Annotated in this window: 20 protein-coding genes; 4 read left to right on the top strand and 16 right to left on the bottom strand. The window is 39.7% G+C overall.

The features are described from left to right. Positions 1-31: 31 nt before the first annotated feature. Positions 32-856, top strand: coding sequence for a histidinol-phosphatase HisJ (hisJ, locus tag A5N88_RS03985; RefSeq protein ID WP_066263321.1), 825 nt, complete (start codon positions 32-34; stop codon positions 854-856). A gap of 345 nt (positions 857-1,201) precedes the next feature. On the opposite strand, the gene A5N88_RS03980 is transcribed toward hisJ, so the two are convergent. From A5N88_RS03980 to A5N88_RS03955, 6 genes are all read right to left on the bottom strand, one after another. Next, a complete protein-coding gene (locus A5N88_RS03980; RefSeq protein ID WP_066263320.1) occupies positions 1,202-1,384 on the bottom strand; it encodes a hypothetical protein in 183 nt (60 codons plus the stop codon). Between the two features lie 83 nt (positions 1,385-1,467). Continuing rightward, positions 1,468-1,929, bottom strand: a complete 462-nt coding sequence (locus A5N88_RS03975; protein WP_157090597.1) for a (2Fe-2S)-binding protein — start codon at positions 1,927-1,929, stop codon at positions 1,468-1,470. A 1-nt stretch (position 1,930) separates the two neighbouring features. Further along, the gene (locus tag A5N88_RS03970; protein WP_066263319.1) at positions 1,931-2,770 is read right to left on the bottom strand and encodes an FAD binding domain-containing protein; all 840 of its coding nucleotides are present in this window, start codon (positions 2,768-2,770) and stop codon (positions 1,931-1,933) included. Further along, entirely contained in the window at positions 2,767-5,085 is a 2,319-nt protein-coding gene (locus A5N88_RS03965) for a xanthine dehydrogenase family protein molybdopterin-binding subunit (protein ID WP_066263318.1), read from the bottom strand. The genes A5N88_RS03970 and A5N88_RS03965 overlap by 4 nt, the downstream gene beginning before the upstream one ends. Before the next feature lie 62 nt (positions 5,086-5,147). Further along, a complete protein-coding gene (locus A5N88_RS03960; RefSeq protein WP_066270229.1) occupies positions 5,148-5,759 on the bottom strand; it encodes a nucleotidyltransferase family protein in 612 nt (203 codons plus the stop codon). Positions 5,760-5,774: 15 nt separating this feature from the next. Then, positions 5,775-6,800 (bottom strand): XdhC family protein, encoded by a 1,026-nt coding sequence (locus A5N88_RS03955; protein WP_066263315.1) that lies wholly within the window; start codon positions 6,798-6,800, stop codon positions 5,775-5,777. A gap of 471 nt (positions 6,801-7,271) precedes the next feature. On the opposite strand from A5N88_RS03955, the gene A5N88_RS03945 reads away from it, so the two are divergent. Beyond that, positions 7,272-7,775, top strand: coding sequence for an FUSC family protein (locus tag A5N88_RS03945; RefSeq protein ID WP_066263310.1), 504 nt, complete (start codon positions 7,272-7,274; stop codon positions 7,773-7,775). Between the two features lie 622 nt (positions 7,776-8,397). Here A5N88_RS03945 and clpP read toward each other — a convergent pair. Next, positions 8,398-8,973, bottom strand: a complete 576-nt coding sequence (gene clpP, locus A5N88_RS03940) for an ATP-dependent Clp endopeptidase proteolytic subunit ClpP (RefSeq protein ID WP_066263303.1) — start codon at positions 8,971-8,973, stop codon at positions 8,398-8,400. A gap of 31 nt (positions 8,974-9,004) precedes the next feature. Next, positions 9,005-9,685 carry a sigma-70 family RNA polymerase sigma factor gene (locus A5N88_RS03935; RefSeq protein WP_066263301.1) on the bottom strand — a complete coding sequence of 227 codons (681 nt, stop codon included), beginning with the start codon at positions 9,683-9,685 and terminating at the stop codon, positions 9,005-9,007. 280 nt (positions 9,686-9,965) lie between these two features. Here A5N88_RS03935 and yhfH point away from each other — a divergent pair, with 280 nt between their 5' ends. Then, a complete protein-coding gene (gene yhfH / locus A5N88_RS24070) occupies positions 9,966-10,100 on the top strand; it encodes a protein YhfH (protein ID WP_083953011.1) in 135 nt (44 codons plus the stop codon). Positions 10,101-10,377: 277 nt separating this feature from the next. Beyond that, positions 10,378-11,547, top strand: a complete 1,170-nt coding sequence (locus tag A5N88_RS03930; RefSeq protein ID WP_066263299.1) for an alanyl-tRNA editing protein — start codon at positions 10,378-10,380, stop codon at positions 11,545-11,547. A gap of 291 nt (positions 11,548-11,838) precedes the next feature. Here the strand turns inward: A5N88_RS03930 and A5N88_RS03925 are convergent, their stop codons facing one another. From A5N88_RS03925 to hpaE, 8 genes are all read right to left on the bottom strand, one after another. Beyond that, complete coding sequence (locus A5N88_RS03925) at positions 11,839-14,034, bottom strand: type IA DNA topoisomerase (protein ID WP_066263295.1); 2,196 nt, start codon at positions 14,032-14,034, stop codon at positions 11,839-11,841. 457 nt (positions 14,035-14,491) lie between these two features. Beyond that, positions 14,492-14,950, bottom strand: a complete 459-nt coding sequence (locus tag A5N88_RS03920; protein WP_066270226.1) for a flavin reductase family protein — start codon at positions 14,948-14,950, stop codon at positions 14,492-14,494. Positions 14,951-14,994: 44 nt separating this feature from the next. Beyond that, on the bottom strand, positions 14,995-15,384 hold the full coding sequence (locus A5N88_RS03915; RefSeq protein WP_066263293.1) for a 5-carboxymethyl-2-hydroxymuconate Delta-isomerase: 390 nt from the start codon (positions 15,382-15,384) through the stop codon (positions 14,995-14,997). Between the two features lie 52 nt (positions 15,385-15,436). Next, entirely contained in the window at positions 15,437-16,198 is a 762-nt protein-coding gene (locus A5N88_RS03910; protein ID WP_066263290.1) for a fumarylacetoacetate hydrolase family protein, read from the bottom strand. Further along, positions 16,195-16,980: a fumarylacetoacetate hydrolase family protein gene (locus tag A5N88_RS03905; protein WP_066270224.1), complete on the bottom strand. Its 786-nt coding sequence runs from the start codon at positions 16,978-16,980 to the stop codon at positions 16,195-16,197. The genes A5N88_RS03910 and A5N88_RS03905 overlap by 4 nt, the downstream gene beginning before the upstream one ends. A gap of 241 nt (positions 16,981-17,221) precedes the next feature. After that, entirely contained in the window at positions 17,222-18,205 is a 984-nt protein-coding gene (gene hpaD / locus A5N88_RS03900) for a 3,4-dihydroxyphenylacetate 2,3-dioxygenase (protein ID WP_066263286.1), read from the bottom strand. A gap of 12 nt (positions 18,206-18,217) precedes the next feature. Then, entirely contained in the window at positions 18,218-19,693 is a 1,476-nt protein-coding gene (hpaB, locus tag A5N88_RS03895; RefSeq protein ID WP_066263284.1) for a 4-hydroxyphenylacetate 3-monooxygenase, oxygenase component, read from the bottom strand. A gap of 3 nt (positions 19,694-19,696) precedes the next feature. Further along, the gene (hpaE, locus tag A5N88_RS03890) at positions 19,697-21,193 is read right to left on the bottom strand and encodes a 5-carboxymethyl-2-hydroxymuconate semialdehyde dehydrogenase (protein WP_066263281.1); all 1,497 of its coding nucleotides are present in this window, start codon (positions 21,191-21,193) and stop codon (positions 19,697-19,699) included. Between the last annotated feature and the right edge of the window lie 42 nt (positions 21,194-21,235).

Raw genomic sequence — 21,235 nt, 5'->3', positions numbered from 1 at the left:
AGATGAATCTTATAAAAAGGAGCAAACACTAATGTTGGTTAATGGTGACTTTCATGTCCATACACAATACTGTCCACATGGTTCAAAGGATGCAATGGAGTTATATGTGCAAGCAGCCTTAAAAAAGGAGCTCAATTGTCTTTCTTTTACCGAACATGCGCCGCTTCCTTCCGGCTTTAGAGACCCGGTTCCCAATAATGACAGCACTATGCAATGGGAAGATGTTCCAGCCTATTTAGCTGAGGCAAACCTTTTGCGTAAAAAATATAAAAAAGAGATCGAGGTAAATACCGGATACGAGGTAGATTATGTCTTGGGTTACGAAAATGAAACAATAAAATTGCTGAAGCTGCTTAAGGCAAATCCTGTTTATTCAATTTTATCTGTACATATGCTTAGAGCACCTGGAGGTGAGTATGTATGTATAGATTACAGTCCTGAAGAGTTTTCAAGAATTATTCAGTTATTTGGTTCTGTTGAAAAAGTGTATGAAGAATATTTTCAAACATTAAAACGAGCCATTCAAATGGATCTAGGCCCTTATAAACCGAAAAGAATTGGACATATTACCCTGATTGATAAGTTTTCTGCCCTATTTAAATCAAATTATGATTACTCAAGTGATATAAATGAAATCTTATCGTTAATAAAAGAAAATAATTATTCATTGGATGCCAATACTGCCGGTTTTTTTAAGGAATACTGCGGGATATGCTATCCTCCGCCCTCTATCCTCGAAAAGGCCGCCAGTCTGGATATTCCCTTAATACCTGGTTCTGACAGTCATGCTGCAAATGATATTGCAAAGGGCTTCGGCCTTCTGCCTGCTAATCTCACGTACAGCAAGCCGCTATAGAAAAGCACCAGCGCCTATCCGCTAGCCGAGAGGCGCTGGTGCTAGGCTGAAAGTGCAAATATTTCTTACCGCTTCAATTAACCTTTAAGTTAAATCAAATTGGAGTTTGTACATAGATATAGGCAGCGTTCTGTTCATCCTGCTGGGTTGATTTCCGTTACAGGCGCTCGCTTTCCGCGGCCGGCCGGGAGCCTCATCATAGCAAGCTCCTGCGGGGTCTCTCTAAGGTCAGTTGATCCCGCAGGAGTCCCTTTTTTGTCCAAAAATATAAAAAAGGTGACTCAAAAGGCCGCTTATAACCACCTTTTGAGTCAGCCTCTTTCATATTTGAGCTCTGATAAATTTTTAATCATGATTTTTTAATCTGGATTTGTTCGTATCGCTGTAAACAGAGGTTCCCCTGCCGCCAGTTGTTTGAGCAAGCCATTCTTTTACTTCATTATAAGACATACCTGATTGTGCATTTTTCATTTTCACATCATCAATATTTGTTCCGGCAATGGTATATTTACTCTTGTTATGATTCATAGTGTATTCCCTTCATAATTTTTTTTAGTGTTTGTCAACTCACTGCTTTTATACTATGAAAGGGGCTTCGCTGGCAGACTTTTTTATCGATTTTCCTGATATTGAGCTAGTACTGATTTTACGGCAGCTTTTATTTCCTCATATCCTGTACATCTGCAAATATTGGATTCAAGCCATTCTTCTATCTTATAATCTGAAGCTTGCGGATGATGCGAGATTAACGAATGGCAATTCATAATAAACCCAGGTGTGCAGTATCCACACTGAAAAGCAAACTTTTCAACAAACGCCTGTTGGATGGGTGCATTATTGAGCCCTTCGATTGTTGTGATTTCTTTATTCATTGCTTCTACTGCCAATATTAAACAAGATTTTATAGGAATCTTGTTCATAATGACTGTACAGGCACCACAATCACCGTTCAAGCAGCCGGGTTTGGCTCCTGTCAATCCAAATTGTCGCAGAATACCCAGTAACGTATCTGCCGGCCTCGCTGCCAGTTCGTGAATCTCATCATTCACCTTTAGGGTTATCATTTTTTTCACATTATCCACCCTTACCTTCTAGTTTTCCCACCATATCCAGCAATGTATTTTTTAATACAAAAATTCGATAATCAGAACTGCCTTCAGTATCATCTAAGATTGGACGTGGAAGTTTCTTTATGGCATTTTCAATTCTCTCTTCAGCAGGGACATTTCGCTTATTCAGTTCATATTCAATTTCCAGAAGCCTGAAAGGAAATGGACAGACGCCGCTAAAAGCAGCCCTGATCTTTTGGTTATCCACTAACATAGCGATTGTTGCAAGTGGATATCCCGTCTTCCATTGTCTTCTTTTTTTGACAGTTTGGTGAGGAGCAGATAAAAATTTCTTGGGCGTTATCATTTGATAAAGAAATTCACCCTCATGCATTTGAAGCTGTTTGTTGAATATTTGATTGAGTGGAACCGTTCGATATCCATGGGGTCCAGCCAAAGCAGCAGTGGTTTCAGCCAGCAAAAAGGGCAAAACGGCTTCCCTGTAATAGATTTTCCCGCAAATATTACCGCCAAGAGTAATTTTATTGCGGGCAGTATGATCCGCAATTTGACTGGCCGTTTTAGTCAGAAGCGGAAACAAATTAGCCTCTTCTATAGTTGTCAAAGTAAGAGCAGATCCAAGGACAAGCTGTTCTTCTTGAAATTCCATTATATTGCACTCAGGAATTGCTTTGATATCAATTACAGCTCCAGGTTTTTCAATATTCAATCTTCCCATAGTTATAATTTCAGTACCCCCAGAATATATGGCGGGCCTTTTTCCCTGGTGTATGAGTTTCCGGTATAGCATGACAGCCTCAGGAAGTAAGGACGGCATATAGTAATCAAAATCGAAAGGAATCATCCCATTCCTCCCTTCGTTCGCCAAATGAGTTCAGGTGTTAGCGGCAAATGATGGAGAGAGACTTCTGCAGCAATGGATAAACCATTGCCTAGTGCTGCAGGCATCCCGAGAATCCCATGTTCTCCCACTCCCCTGGCACCATAAGGGGCATCTTTCTGAGGTGTTTCCACAAAATCAATCAAATAGTGCGGGTTTTCTCCATAATGAATGGGACGATAGGTTCGAAGCTGTGGATTTAATACTCTTCCCTGCTGGTCAAAGATAAACGACTCACGTCCTGCATATGCAAGGCCCATGCTCATAGCTCCCATAACTTGGCCTCTTGCGGCTTTTTCATTTAGAATTCTTCCGATATCTATAACTGAAGCAGCCTTAATAATCCTATAGGTATAATCTCTCCTATCAAACTCAATTTCTATGGCATGTGCACTGACTGTCCATTCTGGGCCAGGTTTGCCTGCTCCTGTTTCAGGGTCCAAGTGGGTAAGCCCTCTTAAAATATAATGGCCCTTGCCAATTATTTGTCCCCCGATTGAATTTCCATTGGGATACTGATATCCGTATACTATTCTTTCAAAGCCAATTCCAATAGCAGGGTCATCTCTTAGATAAACTCTGCTATCTGCCACTTCTAAATCAGATGTTGGTGCTTTTAGAACAACAGCAGCAATGTCCTTTAGCTGTGTAATTACATCTTCTGCAGCCTGAAGAACAGCATTGCCAGCCATAAAGGTTCCCCTAGAAGCCACCGTTTTCCAATGTTCCGGTGTGGTTTGAGTATCTATCTGCATCCTGACATGGATTTTTTCGATATCCATTTGCAATCTTTCAGCGAGAATTTGGGCAAGGACAGTTTTGGTCCCTGTGCCAATTTCAATTACACCAGACATGAGATTAATGCTGCCGTCTGAATTAAAGGTCAAAATAACCCCTGATGAGGCATCTGTTTCGATTGTGGATGTCTTCCAGCTGCAGCTAACACCCTTCACTCTCACTTTTCTCTCATCTACTTTCACAATCTGGCCTTCATCCCATTGGATAAGAGCTTTAAGCTTATTGATGCATTCTCTAAGATTTCCTAAATTACTTTGATTAAATACTACTTGGGTAGGTGAGGTATGGCCAGGCAATATTGCATTTCGATACCGGAGTTCGAGAGGATCCATTTTTAGTTTCTGAGCTAGAATATCAAGTGTCCGTTCGATGGCAAAAGAAAGCTCTGAATGGGAAAACCCTCGAAAGGGCCCAGCATAAGGATGGTTTGTATACATACAATAGGAATCGCACCATACATGGTCGATCTGATATGGACCAGTACAATCTACTGCTGCTGCACGGCTAAGGTCGACCGATTTATCTGAGTAGGCTCCGCCATCAAAAAGAAATAAAATTTCTGCAGCTCTAAGCTTGCCATCACGGGTACAGCCAAATTTTACATTTGCATGCAATCCAATGTGGCAGGAAGCCGTTACCAAATCCTCTTCTCGTGAATACAAAAGTTTTACAGGTTTCCCGCCAACAGCTTTCGAAGCAAGATAAGCAAGGATCTCCTGCTGTACAGAAGCTTTTCCGCCATATCCTCCTCCAACTAGGGGCGTTTCCACAATGATATTGCCGAGCGGCTCTCCAAAATACTCATTGATCAGATTTTTCACCATATAGGGCGCCTGGGAAGAAGTTATAATAACAATCTCGCCATTAGGACGTATCTCAGCAATTGCACATCTAGTTTCCATTGCGGCATGATCAGACGGTCCAAAAGAAAAGCTGGCTTCTGCCGTTACCTCACTCGCTTTCCAACCTTCTTCCATGCTGCCCTTGCGAATTTTTGATCGGTGAGCGACATTTGTTCCCGGAATCGGATAAATTCTTTCTTTCCTTTGATAAGAATCCAATTTTTCATGTACTAATACAGATCCATCCTGAAAAGCGTCAAAAGCTGAATTCACAACAGGGAGAGGTTCATATTGAATCTTTATTTGATTAGCTGCTTTTTTTGCTGTTACTGGGGTATCTGCTACAACTAATGCCACAACCTCTCCATAATGCCTTACCCTTTCTACGGCGATAGGAGGCCGGTCTCTAATTTCCTCTCCGACTAGAGGAAATTCCTCTCCTGCCAGAATAGCTCTAACTCCTTTTATTTTCCAGGCAGCTGATACATCAAAATCAAGTATTCTTGCATGAGCATAAGGACTCGTTAATATAGCAGCGTGAAGCATACCTGGAGCTTGAAAATCTGCCGTGTATTTAGCAGCCCCTGTTACCTTGCTGTATGCTTCTTTTCTTATGACGCTTTTTCCAATGGTCCCCATCTTCCTCCGCTCCATTCCTGAAAAGATTGACCGGTATCATGGTGCCGGCAGATTACAGGCAATTATTTGAATTGCATATAATCTTCCATGGTATCAATATCAACAAATAAAGAAAAATCATTAAAATAAATTAAGTTCCCTTTAATACCGGCTCCTTTTCTAATCAGTTTCCTTGCACCTTCGTCCCCCTCCAAATCTAATAATCGGTCAAATGTTGACTTCGTGAAGAGAACTGGGGGCCTGGGAATCTCTTTAAAAACGGCTGAAATAAATCCATCTTCAGTACTGGACAAATACTTTTCAATAAATCGATTAATCATTTCTGAAGTGACAAATGGCTGGTCTGCAAGAAGGATAAGAACTGCTTCATAGCCAAGATGAATGGCTTTTCTTAAACCTGATTTCAAAGAGCAGCTTTGTCCTTTATAAGCATCCCCGCATGTAACCAGCTCCCATCTATGGGCATAATCCTTTTTTAGCAATTCGGAAATCCATTTTGGACAGTCTGCCTCCTTTGTAACTACAATCGTACTATCAAGCTCTGATTCTACAGCTGCTGTAAGACCCATATTGCCTACTGTACTGCCTTTAAAGGGCAAGTTGAGTTTCTCCATTCCCATCCGCTTACTATTTCCAGCAGCCAGGTAAATACCTAATACTTTATTTCTATTCATATCCAGCTCCATTCTCTAGACTTCTTCTCGAATTTGTTTAATTAGCTCTGCAACTATACTGACAGCAATCTCTTGAGGCCCTTTTGCTCCAATGGAAAGTCCAACGGGAGAATGTACCCAATCCGGTATTTCTTTTTCTTCAAAAAGTTGCCTGGTTCTCTTCCTTGATCCCAAAATACCGAGATACTTGATTTTTAGTGTCAGGATGGCATTCAAAATTTCTTTATCTTTTTGAAAATGATGAGACATAATGACCACAAAATCGGATGAATTCAATTGGAGTTTCCCGAACCATTCACCTGGAGCTGTCAAAATACATTGTGATACTTCTGGAAACAGGTGCATATTACAAAGAGCAGGTCTCCAATCTAAAAGTATTATAGTAAAACCCACATTGGCGGCGAGTGAAACCAGCGGCTTCGCATCCTCACCGGCTCCAAAGATTACCAGCCTGGGCTTTGGAGAAATGAGTTGTGCAAAAACTGGCTCCTGAACGTTCTTTAGTATGTATAGCCCTGGTTTCCTTGTCGAAGGTGAAACTTCTTCTAACATGTGATGATACGTTAATTGCCGTCCCTCTATCCACGTGCCAAATCTTTTTTCATCTTCAGATAAAAAAATGTAAGGAGTGCTAGAACAATGAGAAGAAAGATGTTTTAAAATTAAAACAGATTGACCATTTTCCAAGAGCTCTTTTAATGCATGCAGATCTTTTTCTTGTTCCTCAGAAACAGGCTCTAAAAGAATGGTGATAGTGCCTGTACAGCCATTCTCCATGCCAAAGGGATCATCTTCTTCATCCCCCATATTGTAATGGAGCAAGAGAGATTCGTTTTTTTGGCAAATCTCCTCTACACGCGCTCGAAGATCTTCTTCTAAGCAGCCACCGCTTAAAAGACCTATTTGTTCTCCGTCTTCTAAAAATAGCATGCAGGATCCTTCTTTTTTATAGGCAGAACCTTCCACATTGATAATTGTAGCCAATACTTTCGTGCCTCTCGTTGTTTCGATGGCCTTAAGGATCGGAATAATATCTTCCATTAAACTCTGGCCTCCCTTAAGGAAATAGTAAGAAAAATTCAAAGTGCCTTGCTCAACGGCTTATAGATTTCGTAGTCTTAGACTGAGATAAAGGAAACTAGACGTTGACTTATCGCATGGAGGAGACAAAGAACTCCACTAGCCGATAAGTGCTGGAGCTAGACAGAGAAACAGTGGTTAAATAATTTTTTAATGAAGAATTTTATACTTTCCTATAAAACTGAATCCTCGGAAAAAGAGACAGTTCCTATACATACATACTCCGAAATAATAAGTTTGATTCCATTATCTGAATTGCTGTTAATAAGTGATGCATCTTTAAAGGACACATGAAAAGAAAAAGAAAAGCTGGCAATAATATAGGCAACAAGAAAAAACTTTTGAAGCTGAGTTCTGACAGGTGACCACTGAAACCATTCTCGAAACGCAAAGACAACCATATTTACAATCTTATTTATGCAGAGGTACTATATGAAAACTTTAGAACAAAAAGAATTAAATAATAACATTGCCATTTTAATTTGGAATATGGCTGCTGGATCTGCTTTAGCCTGGTATGTCTCAAATGGATTAGGCTCTGCTCATCCTTACCTGGCTCCCCTTTCGGTCATACTATGTCTTCAATCAACGTTTTCTAAAACTTTTTTACTCTCCCTTAAACGTATTATTGGAACGGTAATTGGCATTTTGGTCTCCGTTTTAATTGCAAGCTATTTAACCTTTAATGGGTGGGAGCTTGGACTCCTAATTCTAATTGGCTGCTACATCACAAAATGGTTCCGTTTTGACAGAATCGTCCTTCACCAGGTTGCCCTTACTATCCTATTTGTTTTTGCTTTCGAACATAAGACCAGCCACTATGCGACCGATAGAATGAGAGATACAATCGTCGGTGTAGCCGTTGCAATTATCATCCAATACATTTGGTCACGAGTACGTTGGAAGAACCAATTAAGAACGAATAAATTGCCTTAGTTTTTTAATTTTAATCTATATGGAAAGTTATCATATAAAAATGGTCTGTTCATCCAGCCTGTTGACTTCCACAGTAGCGACTCACTTTCCGCGGTCAGCAGGAAAGCCCCCTCTAGGCAGTTTCTGCAAGATTTCTACTGACCGCTTTTCTAAGCAGAAAACTCGTATACGCTCTAATCAACATGGAGAAAATCAATATTGTTCTTTAACAAAGGCTCTTTTCGTATACTTTTGCTATTGGGCACAGTATTATCTTTATAAATATGTGTTCAGTATTAAAACTAGTGAAGAGCTTACGAAAAGATGCCACGAAGACAGACAACTCACGGAATAGTCCTTTGTACGTAAAGTAACAATCTATGCGAAAACAGCCTTATCAAACAATAAATAAGTCCTTCCCTTTAACTAAAGAGAAAGACTTATTGAAGGTAATAGGTGTAGGCTCTTTTCGTAAACTTTATTGCCATTGGTAACAAAAATAGCATTTTAAATATGCGTTCAGTATTAAAACTTGTGAATAGCATTCGAAAAGATGCCACGAAGACAGAAACACCGGAATAATCCATTGTACGTAAAGCAACAATCTATGCGATAACAGCCTAGGTGAAACTACCTGAATGTTTTAGGCAAAAAGTTTGTCAATAATACCGTATTCTTTTGCTTCACTTGCGGACATAAAATAGTCTCTTTCCGTATCACGAGCTACCTTTTCAAGTGGCTGCCCTGTCTTTTCAGAAATAATGCGGTTTATATCTTCTCTAAGCTTTAAGATCCTTTTTGCCGAGATATCAATATCAGTTGCCTGCCCCTTAGCGCCCCCCAAAGGCTGATGAATCATTATTTCACTGTTCGGAAGGGCAAACCGTTTGCCTTTTTGTCCTGATAATAGCAGCATAGCCCCCATGGAAGCTGCCATTCCAATGCAAATGGTTTGGACATCTGGCTTAATATGCTGCATTGTATCTATAATGGCAAAGCCTGCTGTTGTTGAGCCACCTGGACTGTTTATATAAAGAGAAATATCCTTTTCCGGATCTTCAGCAGCCAGAAATAAAAGCTGTGCCACTACACTGCTTGCAATTTGATCATTTATCTCATCACAAAGCATGATAATTCGGTCCTTTAATAATCTTGAATATATATCATAGGACCTTTCCCCTTTTGGAGTTTGTTCAATAACATACGGAACTGTTGTCATTATTAAATCCCTTCTTTCAACAATTTGAATTCTACGCTGCTTTTGCCTGCATGTTCATCATTGGAGCCTGGAATGGAGAAGATTGACCTTTAAGTCTGTGGCTCTTCAGCACTTTTAATAAAATTAGCGGTTCATCCAATTGCAATGATTCTATAAAGGAATGAAGAATAGAGGAATCATTTAAATTATTTTTCTTCCCTTCTTCTTCCATCGCGAGAATGTCCCTCAGCCGATTGCGAGTGCGAAACAATGAGGATTTTACTGCTCCCTCTGATATTCCCAATTCCTCGGATATTTCCGAAAGACTAAAGAAAAAAATATCCTTCAGGAGAAAAATAGCTGCCTGATTTATTGTTAAATGAGCAAGAAGCGTTTCAATCATTGCTGAAGTCTCAGCAAAATGCTTAAACGGTTCATAAGAGGGACTTTTCTTACTTTCTTCCTTTTCCCTCTTCATCTTTCTTACATGGTCTAACCATTGATTTTTGGCCATTCTATACAAAAGCGCCATACTAATCTCTTGTTGTTTGTACCCTGGTTTTAAATAATGCCGAAACACTTTTGCAACGATCTCCTGTGCAAGATCCTCTCCATCCCATTGGCTCCGAGTTAGATAGCAGCAATAGCTTTTTAACCCAGGATATAATCCGAGGACTGCTTCCATCCCCTTTTTTCTACTGTATTCAGATTCAATACCAAGCTTGGTTTTCAAAGTGATCACTCCTTTTGAACCTCTACTTATTAAACGAATTAGCGCTTTAGAAAGTTACGGGCCATTTAAAAATTTGTTTTGCAAAAGGACATTGATATTTTAGTTTATTCATGAAAAAGTCCGGTTCAACGCCCTCAACTCAACTTAAAAAAGGAATGCCTATATTCAAGAATAGGATGGTTTTTATTAACACATAAATTATTTCAACTCATATACTGTACCATAACAGAATACAATTGTATTAACTGTATTACAAAAAAAGTAAAGGGAGATGTTCATCATGCTGCAAAGCCCAGTCGAGTTTTTTAGAAATATGCCAGAAAAAATTTGCCCAGAGTGTGGAGAATGTATTGAAGATCAGGCAGAATCTTACCTTTTGGAATGTGACCGATGTTTATCTAAAAGGTATGAATGATTTAACAAGATCTGGCTTTCTCTGTCCTGCTTTTAGCCTTTACAGTCAAAGTCTATTTTTCCATCTTTTTTATGTGTCTGTTAAATTTCCATGTTGATAACATCTCATTATTTAGATGTGCTGAAGGGCGTGTGAAACAGCCCTTGCACACGAATAGGCTAAAAAACAACAGACTCCTTTAACAAAGCCTTTTTTATAACAGGGTATATATATTTCTTTTATCTCCATCCCGCATTCACTATAATTTAACTATTGACTCAAAAAAGGTGGAATGATGGTGACTGAGAAATTATATTATACTTCTCCTGACATATCCGAATGGAGAACAGACATTACCAAAATTATCGAACAGGATAGTACTATACTCGTTACTTTAAAAGAAACGGCTTTTTACCCAGAAGGCGGAGGACAGCCATGGGATTTGGGAACAATTGATGGGATTGATGTCCTGGAGGTTTTTGAAGCGGATGAAGAAGTTTTCCATAAAATCGCCAAGAAGCCATTACAGACTTCTGTAAAATGCCAAATTGATTCCTTTAGAAGGCTAGAACACACCCAGCATCATACAGGTCAGCATTTACTTTCTGCTGTTTGCAGCGAATTATACGATGTCGAGACTGCGAGCTTCCATCTTGGCAGCGAGTATTGTTCCATTGACTTGACTGTGCCTTTTCTTCACGAGGAACAATTAAACAGAATTGAACAGCGTGTAAATTACCTCATTTATCAAGATAACAAGGTTAAGACCTATTTTGTAGATAAAGAGAAGCTCCATGCCATTCCTTTAAAAAAATGGCCAAAAGCAGAAAGCAATATAAGGATTGTTGAAATTCAAGGAATTGATTTTTCTGCCTGCTGCGGTACACATGTGAAAAGCATTGGCGGGATAGGTCTCATAAAGCTTTTAAAAACAGAAAAACACAAAGGAAATATCCGTCTTTATTTTACATGCGGGAGGCGGGCTCTTGCGGATTACAAAGAAAAGCACGACACTCTCACGAAACTGTCTGCTGCATTATCAACGTCCTATTCAGAAGTGGAATCCCGCGTAGCAAGACTTGAAAAAGAAAAGAAGGATTTACAAAAACAATTGGAAGAAATAGAGGTATTGAATGCGAGGTTTCATGCAAAGCAATTGCTAGAGAATAGCCCGGAAACGCTTGTCGCTTTTGTATTTCAGGATAAAAATTATAAAGAATGTGAACGTATTGCCAAAGAGGCGGCAGCCATAACCAATCAGGTAATTTTAGCTGCGACTGAAATAGAAAAACGCATAATCCTTACCCATAAAGGGAATTCTCCATTTGATTGTGGTGGGTTCTTCAAGGAACATTTGAAAAAGTATTATGGCAAAGGTGGAGGAAACGGTTTAAGCGCTCAGGCTGCCTTTCCTTCACTAGAGAATATGCAAAACTTTATACAATTTACGGTAGGCCAATTGAATTAAGGTTTAATTTTATAGTCAAAAGATGCTGTACCAAAAAGGGCCAATGATATCAGGTAACCTTGGATACAGCATCTTTTTTCCTGCTTTTTAAAGGAGTCATTCTCATTTTGTATGGCGGCAGAGAAGAAATTAGAAAAAGCTTTCACGATGAAACAATTAAAGTATGGAAAAATAGCTTTATATGCTATTCCATATTCCTTTCGGCAGCCCTTCCTCTGAAGAAGATTTCCTTGGCATTAAGCTTTAATGGATTATTTAGGATATCTTAAAGTATCTATGATGTTTGTTTCTTCAATTTAAATGATCCGCTGAATGTGCTGCTTTCTGCTTTTGATTAGGGGCAAATTCCATTTTCCAACTAAAAAATTCATTATCAGGATTTTTTTCGTACCGTAAATAAGCCTCAAATTTATTGCCCTTTTTGCTCGTAAGTCCTTTGACCAATGCTACTCCATTTTTCAACAATGCTTTCACCATTGTTTTTGTAGGTTTTTTCTTAAGAGCACTCAGGAACTTATCATTTTTCCATACGACAAACTTGCATCCGCTTTTCCAGTTGCTGCAGCCAAATCCCTTCTGCCCTTCTATAACATCATGACCGCATACAGGACATTTTCCTAAGACCTCATTCGATTTTTTTCCCCTTGTTACTTCGTGAATGGTAATGTCTTTTTCACTTTTTATTGTAGTGACAGATTTTGCAGTAAACTCAAAAATCAAATTAAGAAAGCCTTCCTTCGTATATTTTTGCTTTTCAATATCTGCAAGTGTTTTTTCCAGCCGTCCCGTAAATTCCAAGTCAAATAATTCCTTTACCGGAAAGGTCTCAACCAGTCTTCTCCCAAGGTCCGTGCAAAGTAAATATTTATTTTGAGTGGTGATGTATCCAACCATCTTTAACTTTTTAATCGTCTCTGCCCTTGTAGCAGGTGTACCAATACTGTACCCGCTCAGTACAGCCTCCATCATCTCTTCTCCCTCTTCTTTCTCAATGCCCTTTCCCGCTGTCTCCATTACTTTTAATAACGTTTTTTCGGTATGGTGCTTTGGAGGCTTTGTTACATGTGAAGTCAGACTGCAGCTGACAATTTGTACAGGATCACTTATATTTACGAAGGGCAGCAGAGTATCTTTGGATTCCTGCTTTTCAACCTTTTTCCAGCCCTCTACTAATTGCACTTTACCTTTAGAAACAAATAGTCCTTTAATTTCTGAACTTGATATTTTGGTTAATATCTTGGTTTCTTCATGCTCAGCAACCGGCATAAATTGCATGATAAATCGGTTTTTTATAGCAGTATAAACCAATTGTTCATCAGGCGTCAGAGATTTGGGAATTAAATAGGTTGGAATAATAGCACTATGGCTTTCAACTTTTGAATTATCAAACACTCTTTTAGATTTTGTAAACCTTATTTCACTTTCGTAAGGCAGCCCTTTCTTGATTTTTTCCAGAACATTTGCCGCTTTGCCTGCAAGACTTTCTTCCAATACACTGCTGGCTGTTCTTGGGTAGGTAATATACTTCTTTTCATATATGGACTGAGCGATCTTTAAAACTTTATCAGATGTCCATCCTTTATATTTGCTAGTGATATATCCCTGAAGGTTTGAAAGGTTAAACAAATAGGGAGGGTACTCTCTTTTTCTTTCAACCTGCTTATCTAATATGCTTGCATGTTTTTCTTTTAATTCCTGTTCAATTTGTTCAAGGCAGGCTTTATCTTTAAATTGAGACTCACCGTTTTCCGAATACATTCCTTCATATTCATTTCCATCCTGTGTTTTGAATTGAGCAGCTAATTTAAAATAATCTTCAGGCACAAACCTTTCAATTTCCTTATCCCGGTCATAAATAATTTTTAAAGTAGGAAGCAAAACTCTTCCAATATTTAAAGCCTGTCCTTTCCCCTTTTGATATTTTAGCGTTGCGACGGAAGTTAAATTTATGCCTATTACCCAATCAGCCCACTGCCTGCCTATACCCGCATCCTGGAGAGGCTTCATTTCAGTATTAGGCTTTATATTATCAAGACCCTTTAAAACTTCTTCTGGTGTCCACTCATTTAGCAATAATCTGTACACCTTTTTTCCAGTTTTCAAATTATAGATGATCGTGTCGCCAATAAGCTGACCTTCACGATCATAATCACAGGCAGATATAATGGCATCCACATCCTGCCTTTTTAATAAAGTGTATATAATCTTTAATTGTTTTTTTGCCCCCAGATCTTCCTTCCCCTTCTTGCGCGGGTCACTTTTAACTTTGTATCGAAACTGGTGTGGTATAAAAGGGAAATTTTCCATATTCCATTTTGCCATTTTATCATCGTAATCCTTTGCATCAAAAAGTTGCAGCAGATGGCCGAAAGCCCAGGTGATAAGATAACCGTTCCCTTCAAAATATCCATCTTTCTTTCCTTTTATTTTCAGAGCATCCGCAATATTTTTAGCTACAGATGGCTTTTCGGCAATAATCACTTTCATGTACTATGCTCCTTATCTAAAAAACTGGCTTATAAACTATTATAACGTTAGATGCAGGATGTTTTAACCGATTTTACTTAATTCCGGCACACTCCCTCCTTTCCTCCTAAAATCTATTACAGTGTTAAAGTAATGCTTGATTTCCTTCATTGCATTTATCATAATGCGTCCTAACTGCATATATATTTTGCTATTGCAGATTTGGAACATAGTTTTAGATGAAAAAATTGATTTTGTGTACAGTTGGTTATAACTGGTTAGGTTATTATTTATTGTTGAAGATTTGGAACATAGTATATGAATTACACCGTTTTCGAAAATAAAGAATACCGCCTTAATTGCTGGTTTATTCAATTCATTCCAACTTTAACGCAATAAAGGGGTCAGACCCCTTTATTGCGTTAAAGTTTTAAAAAAAAAAAATCACCCGTATTTGGGTGTTTTTTTATCATAATGTTCAACAAATATCAACGTACTTTCCATTATAATAGGTCAGTGGAGTCCCTTCTGCTATTTGCAGGTTATTAACTTTTCCAATGAATAATGTATGATCTCCTGCCTCAGAGACTGAATCTACACTACACGAAAGATGAACGAGAGAATTCTCAAGAACAGGTATGCCATCATACCAATGAAAATCAATGTTCTTTTTTTCCTTTAATTGACCGGCAAAATGCATGGACATTTCTTTTTGGGATTTAGATAAAATGTTGACAGCAAAGGCACCGGCTTGCTTAATATATTGATTCATATGTGCTTTATTTGCCACTGATATTAGAATTAAATGTGGATTTAGCGAGAGTGACATAAAGGCGTTAGCCGTCATTCCATAAGGGTTTCCATCCACCGAAGTTGTGATCACAGTGACCCCGGTTGGAAACTTTGCCATCGCTTTGCGAAATAGATGATCTTCCATTTTCATTATTCCTCCTTATTTCACTTAACAGACAGACCATATCATTATTCCTGCTTAAAACGTGCATGAATATTATTATGTTTAAGACTGTATTTTTCGGGAAACTCATATAGCTCAAGCGATAATGCCAGATACCTGCTTTGAAATAAGGGCTCAAAGACGACGCTAATAGTTTTAAAGATTTCCTCTGTTATTTCCTTTTTTATTTCTTCAGAACGCCCCGCCCCAATTTTCAATGTTGTATGGACGAAGGCATCATTTTCCTTTCCGTCTGCAACCCGGTAATGATTCAGTTCGATCGCTCTGGACCGGATTCCACCTACAGGAAAAATTTCAGAGTGACGAATAAGACAAGAATGGATTTTCTCCATTAGCTCCTGTAAATTAAATTCATCTTTCAGATTATCCGTGTACTCAATAATAACGTGGGGCATGCATTGAAACCTCCAGACCACTGTGCTATTTCAATCACTTTATTACACGCTTTTATACTGTCCGATAAAAACAGGCATCGTCTATTATTGTATTCACAAGCTTTCCAATTCCTACAATCTCTGTTGTCACAACATCTCCCGGTTTTGTATCAACCGCACCTTTTGGAGTTCCTGTTAGAATCAAGTCACCGGGCTGAAGAGTCATAAAGCTGCTTAAGTACTCAATGAGAAAAGGAACGCTGAATATCATATCCCTTGTCGTTCCTTCTTGCTTTTTTTCTCCATTAATATAGGTTCTGAGTACCAAATCCGAAGGATCTGGTATTTCGGATATATCTGCAAGCCATGGTCCAATTGGTGTACTGCCATCGCGGTTCTTTACGCGCAAATTCGGGCGATAATAATTTTCCAAATAGTCTCGAAAGGCATAATCATTGGCAATGGTATAACCGCTGATATAATGGTATGCGTCTTGCGATTTCACCTTTTTCGCCTGTTTGCCAATTACAACAGCCAATTCACATTCATAATGCATAAAGGTAATATCTTTTGGTCTTCTTGTTTCTGCACGGTGGCCAATCAGTGTATTAGGGCCTTTTAAAAAAACAAGAGGCTCTTCTGGTGCTTTAAAAGATAATTCCTCCGCATGATCAGCGTAATTTAATCCTAAGGCAAATATGGTACCTGCTTCCACTGGAGGAAGCCACACTGCATCTTCTTCCTTTATCCGTCGGCCATCCGTCAGTCTTAAGTATCCATCCTCTTCATGCGCTTCATGAACTGCCCCCTTATAGGCAACCCTCGCTTTTTTCATCCTTTTACACCTGCCATCCACTCAAGCTCTGGAACAAGCTTGTTTTCCAGCTCTCCAATTTCTTCTATTTTTATCGTAACAGTATCGCCAATTTTTGCGAGAGGCGGATTTGACGATACACCCACAAGTACTACGTCCCCTTCATTCAAGGTCATAAATTCACTTATTTCAGCTATCAGTCCGCTCACCGAACGAACCATTTGATTAAGATATGTCTTTTGCTTGAGTTCATTATTAATAAAGACGGAAACCGTTAATGAATGAACATCATTAACAGCATCCTTTTCAAGAATCCATGGCCCCATTGGACAAAACCCATCCCTGGCTTTTTTGTTTACTGCAGGCCGGTAAAAATCTTTATGAGGAATACTTACATCATTTACAATGGTATATCCCGCAACATAATTCATCGCCTGCACTTCTGCAACATTGGATGCTTTCTTAGATATGACCACTCCAAGTGCCCCGCCCATTGACAGTTCCTCTGCCTTTTCAGGCACAGGGATGCCAAAGAGATGTCCGCTATAAGTATTTCGAGGTTTAATATACAGGACTGGTGCCTTGGGTGGAGCATCGTACGGCTTCTCATTAAAGGAGATTTTATAGGCATCCAAATCTTCGTTATTATTTAAAAGGACACCGTAGACGGTTCCTTTCACAGGGGCGGCTAAATCCAGCTCCTTTACAGGTCTCACCTTGCCCAATGATAAAATTGTTTGGTCCTCTGGATTTACTGAGACATTTAGCATGTTGGAACTGCCATTAAGCTTTAAACCACCCATGTACACATTTCCCACTCCTTTTACCAAAAAGCAATTTGTATATGACTCTGTTTTTATATACATTGTGGCTTTTCGTAGAATAGATAAATTCCATTTTCGCAGCATCTTTTCGTAAACTCATTACAAGTTTTAATACTCATAGAAACAAAGTTTACGAAAAGAGCCTCACTTTGTATATATTGAAGCCATCAATATCAGATATTTTAAAATCCATTAACAATCAGATTCAAAAGCAGATATACTAGATAATAAAAGTAGGTTTTCTCTTTTCAAGTACGGGTGAAGCAGAAACAACTACCTCTCCTGTTTGAATATCCAATACACTTGACGCCTCGTTAAACCAGCGGTCTGGTGCAGCATTTCCCCAAAACGTCTGCCTTCTTGGATCATCAAGATCCCAGCGTATCGGTTCAAAATCAGGGTCGCATGTTAAATAATCCCCGTTATAAAGCTCAATTCTATGTCCGTCCGGATCCCTTAAATAAAGGAAAAAAGCATTGGATAGTCCATGGCGCCCGGGCCCTCTCTCGATACTTGATGCATAGCCGAGGGATGCCAGAACATCGCACGTATGAATGACGCTCATAGGATCACTGAGCCAGAACGCCACATGATGCAGCCTTGGGCCTTCGCTATTCATAAAGGCAACATCGTGAACGTTTCCTTTTCGGTGAATCCACGCTGCCCAAACCTTTCCGTTTTCTGTTGTGGTATATTCAGAACACCGAAATCCAAGCTCTTTTTTATAAAATTCAAAGGTTTTTTCTGTATCAGATACGGCACAATTAAAATGGTCTATGCGCTGAATGGCTGCGCCTCTGTATAAATCATAGCGCTGAAGATACCTTTCCACCTTATCCATTTTAAAGAAAAACTCTATTGGAAACCCGGCAGGATCCTGTACACGGAGAGCCCGGCCCAGCGCTAATTGCGTACCCGCCTCCATCCATTTCGTTTTAAGCCCCCTGCTTTGGAAAAGCTTTTCCAATCCCTCAAGATCCTTTTCGGATTGAACTTTGTAGCTAATGACTTCCAAAGCGGGCTTCTCACTCTTTTTTAATACAAGACTATGATGGCAATGTTCTTCCAGTCCCCGCAAATAGATGGATTCACTATCTGAATATGTTTCAATAAAACCAAGCGCATCGACATAAAAACGCCTTGACGCTTCCAGGCTAGTAACATGCAAAACCGCACGGGCAGATCGAATAATATTGAAATCCATGCTATTATCCTCCTAAACATTTAAATATGCAGGGTTCCCCTTGCTTGATTTACCTAAAAAATCTTTTACAAATTCTTTATACGTATCTTTTTCATAGGAATCAAAATAGGCCATTCCCATGCGAATTGGATCACCAAAGAAATAATATTCATAATGCATTTGTCTGCTCCCAAAGGAACTCATGGTCATGTCCCATGCAAGGCGGAACAACTGGACTCTCTCATAACCATGCAGATTTTTCCCTTGAAGTGCCCGGTGAAGAATGGGTCCCAGCTCTTGATGGTGGAAATCGGCTTCAGTGGGAATCCCCATCAGGCCTGATGCTCCCAGTATTCTTAAAATCTCCACCATTCTTGGATAAATTCTAGGATACCAATTTCGCGCAGCATCCAGTGCTTTGAAATCAGGGGTCATTGTCCCCCATTTATCCGTTTTTGCATTATGCTCTGCACGGAAAAGATGGGAACGCATCGTTTCAAGAGCAAGCATGATTTCCGCTCCTTTTTCCTGTACATGCTGAAACTGATCAATTCCAATGGAGTCCATTATACAGAGAGCAATCCCGAGCAAGAATTCAGTTTTGACAATATTTTTTGCTACTACTTGATGGGACATATGAACCACTGCATTGGTTTCTCTAAAGGTTCTGTTACAGATAGAGGAGTTTCCGCAAACAAAAACTCGTTCCCATGGAACAAACACATTTTCAAAAGAAACAATGGCGTCCCCTTCCTCAAATCGGGAAGACAATGGATGATCCCAATGATTTTTCCCGTAATCGAAGGATTCTCTGCTGATAAATTTTAATCCTTCTGTATTGTTTGGCAATGCAAAGGCTATAGAATATGGATCATCAAGTTCTCCAGCTTTTTTAACGGTAGAAGGAAATACCAGAATTTCATCGGTTATTCCTCCCTGTGTTGCCAGCAGCCTTACTCCGTCAACAATGATTCCGTCTTTGTTTTTCTCTACCAGATGAAGAGCTACATTGGCATCCTTTTGCTCACTCTGTGCCTTTGCCCGATTCACCTGTGGATGAATGAGGGTATGTGTTAGGCTGATATCATTTTCCCGGGCATATTCATAATATTTTCTGGCATTTTCAGCAAACATGGGATCCGCTTCTGCAAATAATTCATTGGATACCCCCATGGCCATTACCTCAGCATTTAAGTAATCCGGAGATCTTCCCATTAAACCGCCTGAAAGCTTCGCCCATTCCGTAATAGCCTCGCGCCTTTTTATTAAATCGTCTATTGTTTTAGGCTGCAGAAAGGTCATACCGACTTTATCTCCCGTTGAAGGGGAGGAATAAAGCATTTTGTCTGGAATCTCATGCTGCCGGTCATAGAGCATGGCCATGGATTGAACCACATTTTTAAACGCGGGATGTGAAGTCACATCATCCACTTTGCTTCCATCAATATAAACATTGTTGTGTGCTTTTTTCAGTCTTTGCATGTATTGCTCTCCTGTTTTTGCGGGCATCTATTATTCCTCCTTTTCTTTCATACCGGCTTTTCCAAACTGTGGGATCGGATGCTGATTCAGCGCAAGATGTATGACTTGTGTTTCTGTATAAAATTCAAACGCATAGTGGCCGCCCTCCCTGCCTATTCCGCTTTGTTTGGATCCGCCAAACGGAATGCGCAAATCCCTGACATTTTGGGAGTTAATCCAAAGCATGCCGCTCTCCAGCGCTTGTGCAACCCGGTGTCCGCGCTGAATATTATTCGTCCATACATATCCAGCTAGTCCGTATCTGCAATCATTTGCCTTTTCGATAACCTCTTCTTCCGTTTTAAATTTCATGACTGTCAGGACAGGGCCAAAAATTTCTTCCTGGGCAATCCTCATATGATTTCTGGCTGAAAGAAGCAGGGTCGGCGAAATATAATGTCCATCTTTACATTCATCCGGCAAGGCGGCACTAAATACTTCGGCACCTTCTTCCTTCGCGATTTTTATGTAGCGTTTCACATTTTCATAATGTTTCAAATGAATAAGCGGCCCGACTTCCGTCTTTTTATCAAGCGGGTTTCCAACGACAATTTGGCTGACTCTTTTTTTAAGAGCTTCGACAAATTGATCATAAATATTTTCATGAAGAAATAATCTTGAATTCGCGGTACAGCGTTCCCCATTAAAAGAAAAAATCCCCCAAATGCATGCGTCAAGAGCACGTTCCATCTCTGCATCCTCAAATACAATGATCGGGCTTTTTCCCCCAAGCTCCATGGAAACCCGTTTCAAAGAAGCAGCTCCATTTCTCATAATTTCTGAGCCTGTCGTGGTTTCCCCTGTAAAGGAAATCAGTTGGACATCAGGATGTGCAACGAGTGAAGCACCAGCTGTTTCACCATAGCCGTGCACTACATTAAAGACTCCATTGGGGAGCCCTGCCTTATGAATGATTTCAGCAAGTTTATTCGCTGTGATGGGTGACCATTCCGCCGGCTTTAAAATCACAGCGTTCCCAGTAGCCAGTGCAGGAGCAATTTTCCAGGTTTCCAGCATAAAAGGAGCGTTCCACGGAGTAATTAAGCCAGCAATCCCTACCGGCTTATGAATGGTATAATTTAAAAAATCACCATCTGCCTGATATGCTTCGCCAATAAGGCGTGTCTCCACCATCCTTGCATAGAAGCGGAAATTTTCTGCTGCCCTCGCCACCATATTTTTGGTTTGACTGATTGGAAGTCCTGTATCAAGAGATTCCAAAGGCGCAATTTCATCAATATGTTCATCAATTAGTTCTGCAATTTTATAAATATATCTTAATCGTTCACTTACCTTGATTCCTGCCCATTCTTCCTTAAAGGCACGCTTTGCAGCAGAAACTGCCCTATCAATATCCTCTTTTGTTCCTTCCGCTACCAGATTGATGGTTTTACCCGAAAAAGGATTAACATTTTCAAAGGTTTTTCCCTCTGCAGCATTCACGAACTCTCCGTTTATATACAGCTGTATATCTTTCTGTTTCTCCACCCGCTACTCCTCCTTTACTGGTTTTATCTAATGTTGAACAGT

It is taken from the genome of Heyndrickxia acidicola, from assembly GCF_001636425.1.
GTDB classification, from domain to species: Bacteria; Bacillota; Bacilli; order Bacillales; family Bacillaceae_C; genus Bacillus_AE; species Bacillus_AE acidicola.
Note: the sequence above shows the minus strand (reverse complement) of the source record. Positions and strands in the feature narration are given on the sequence as shown.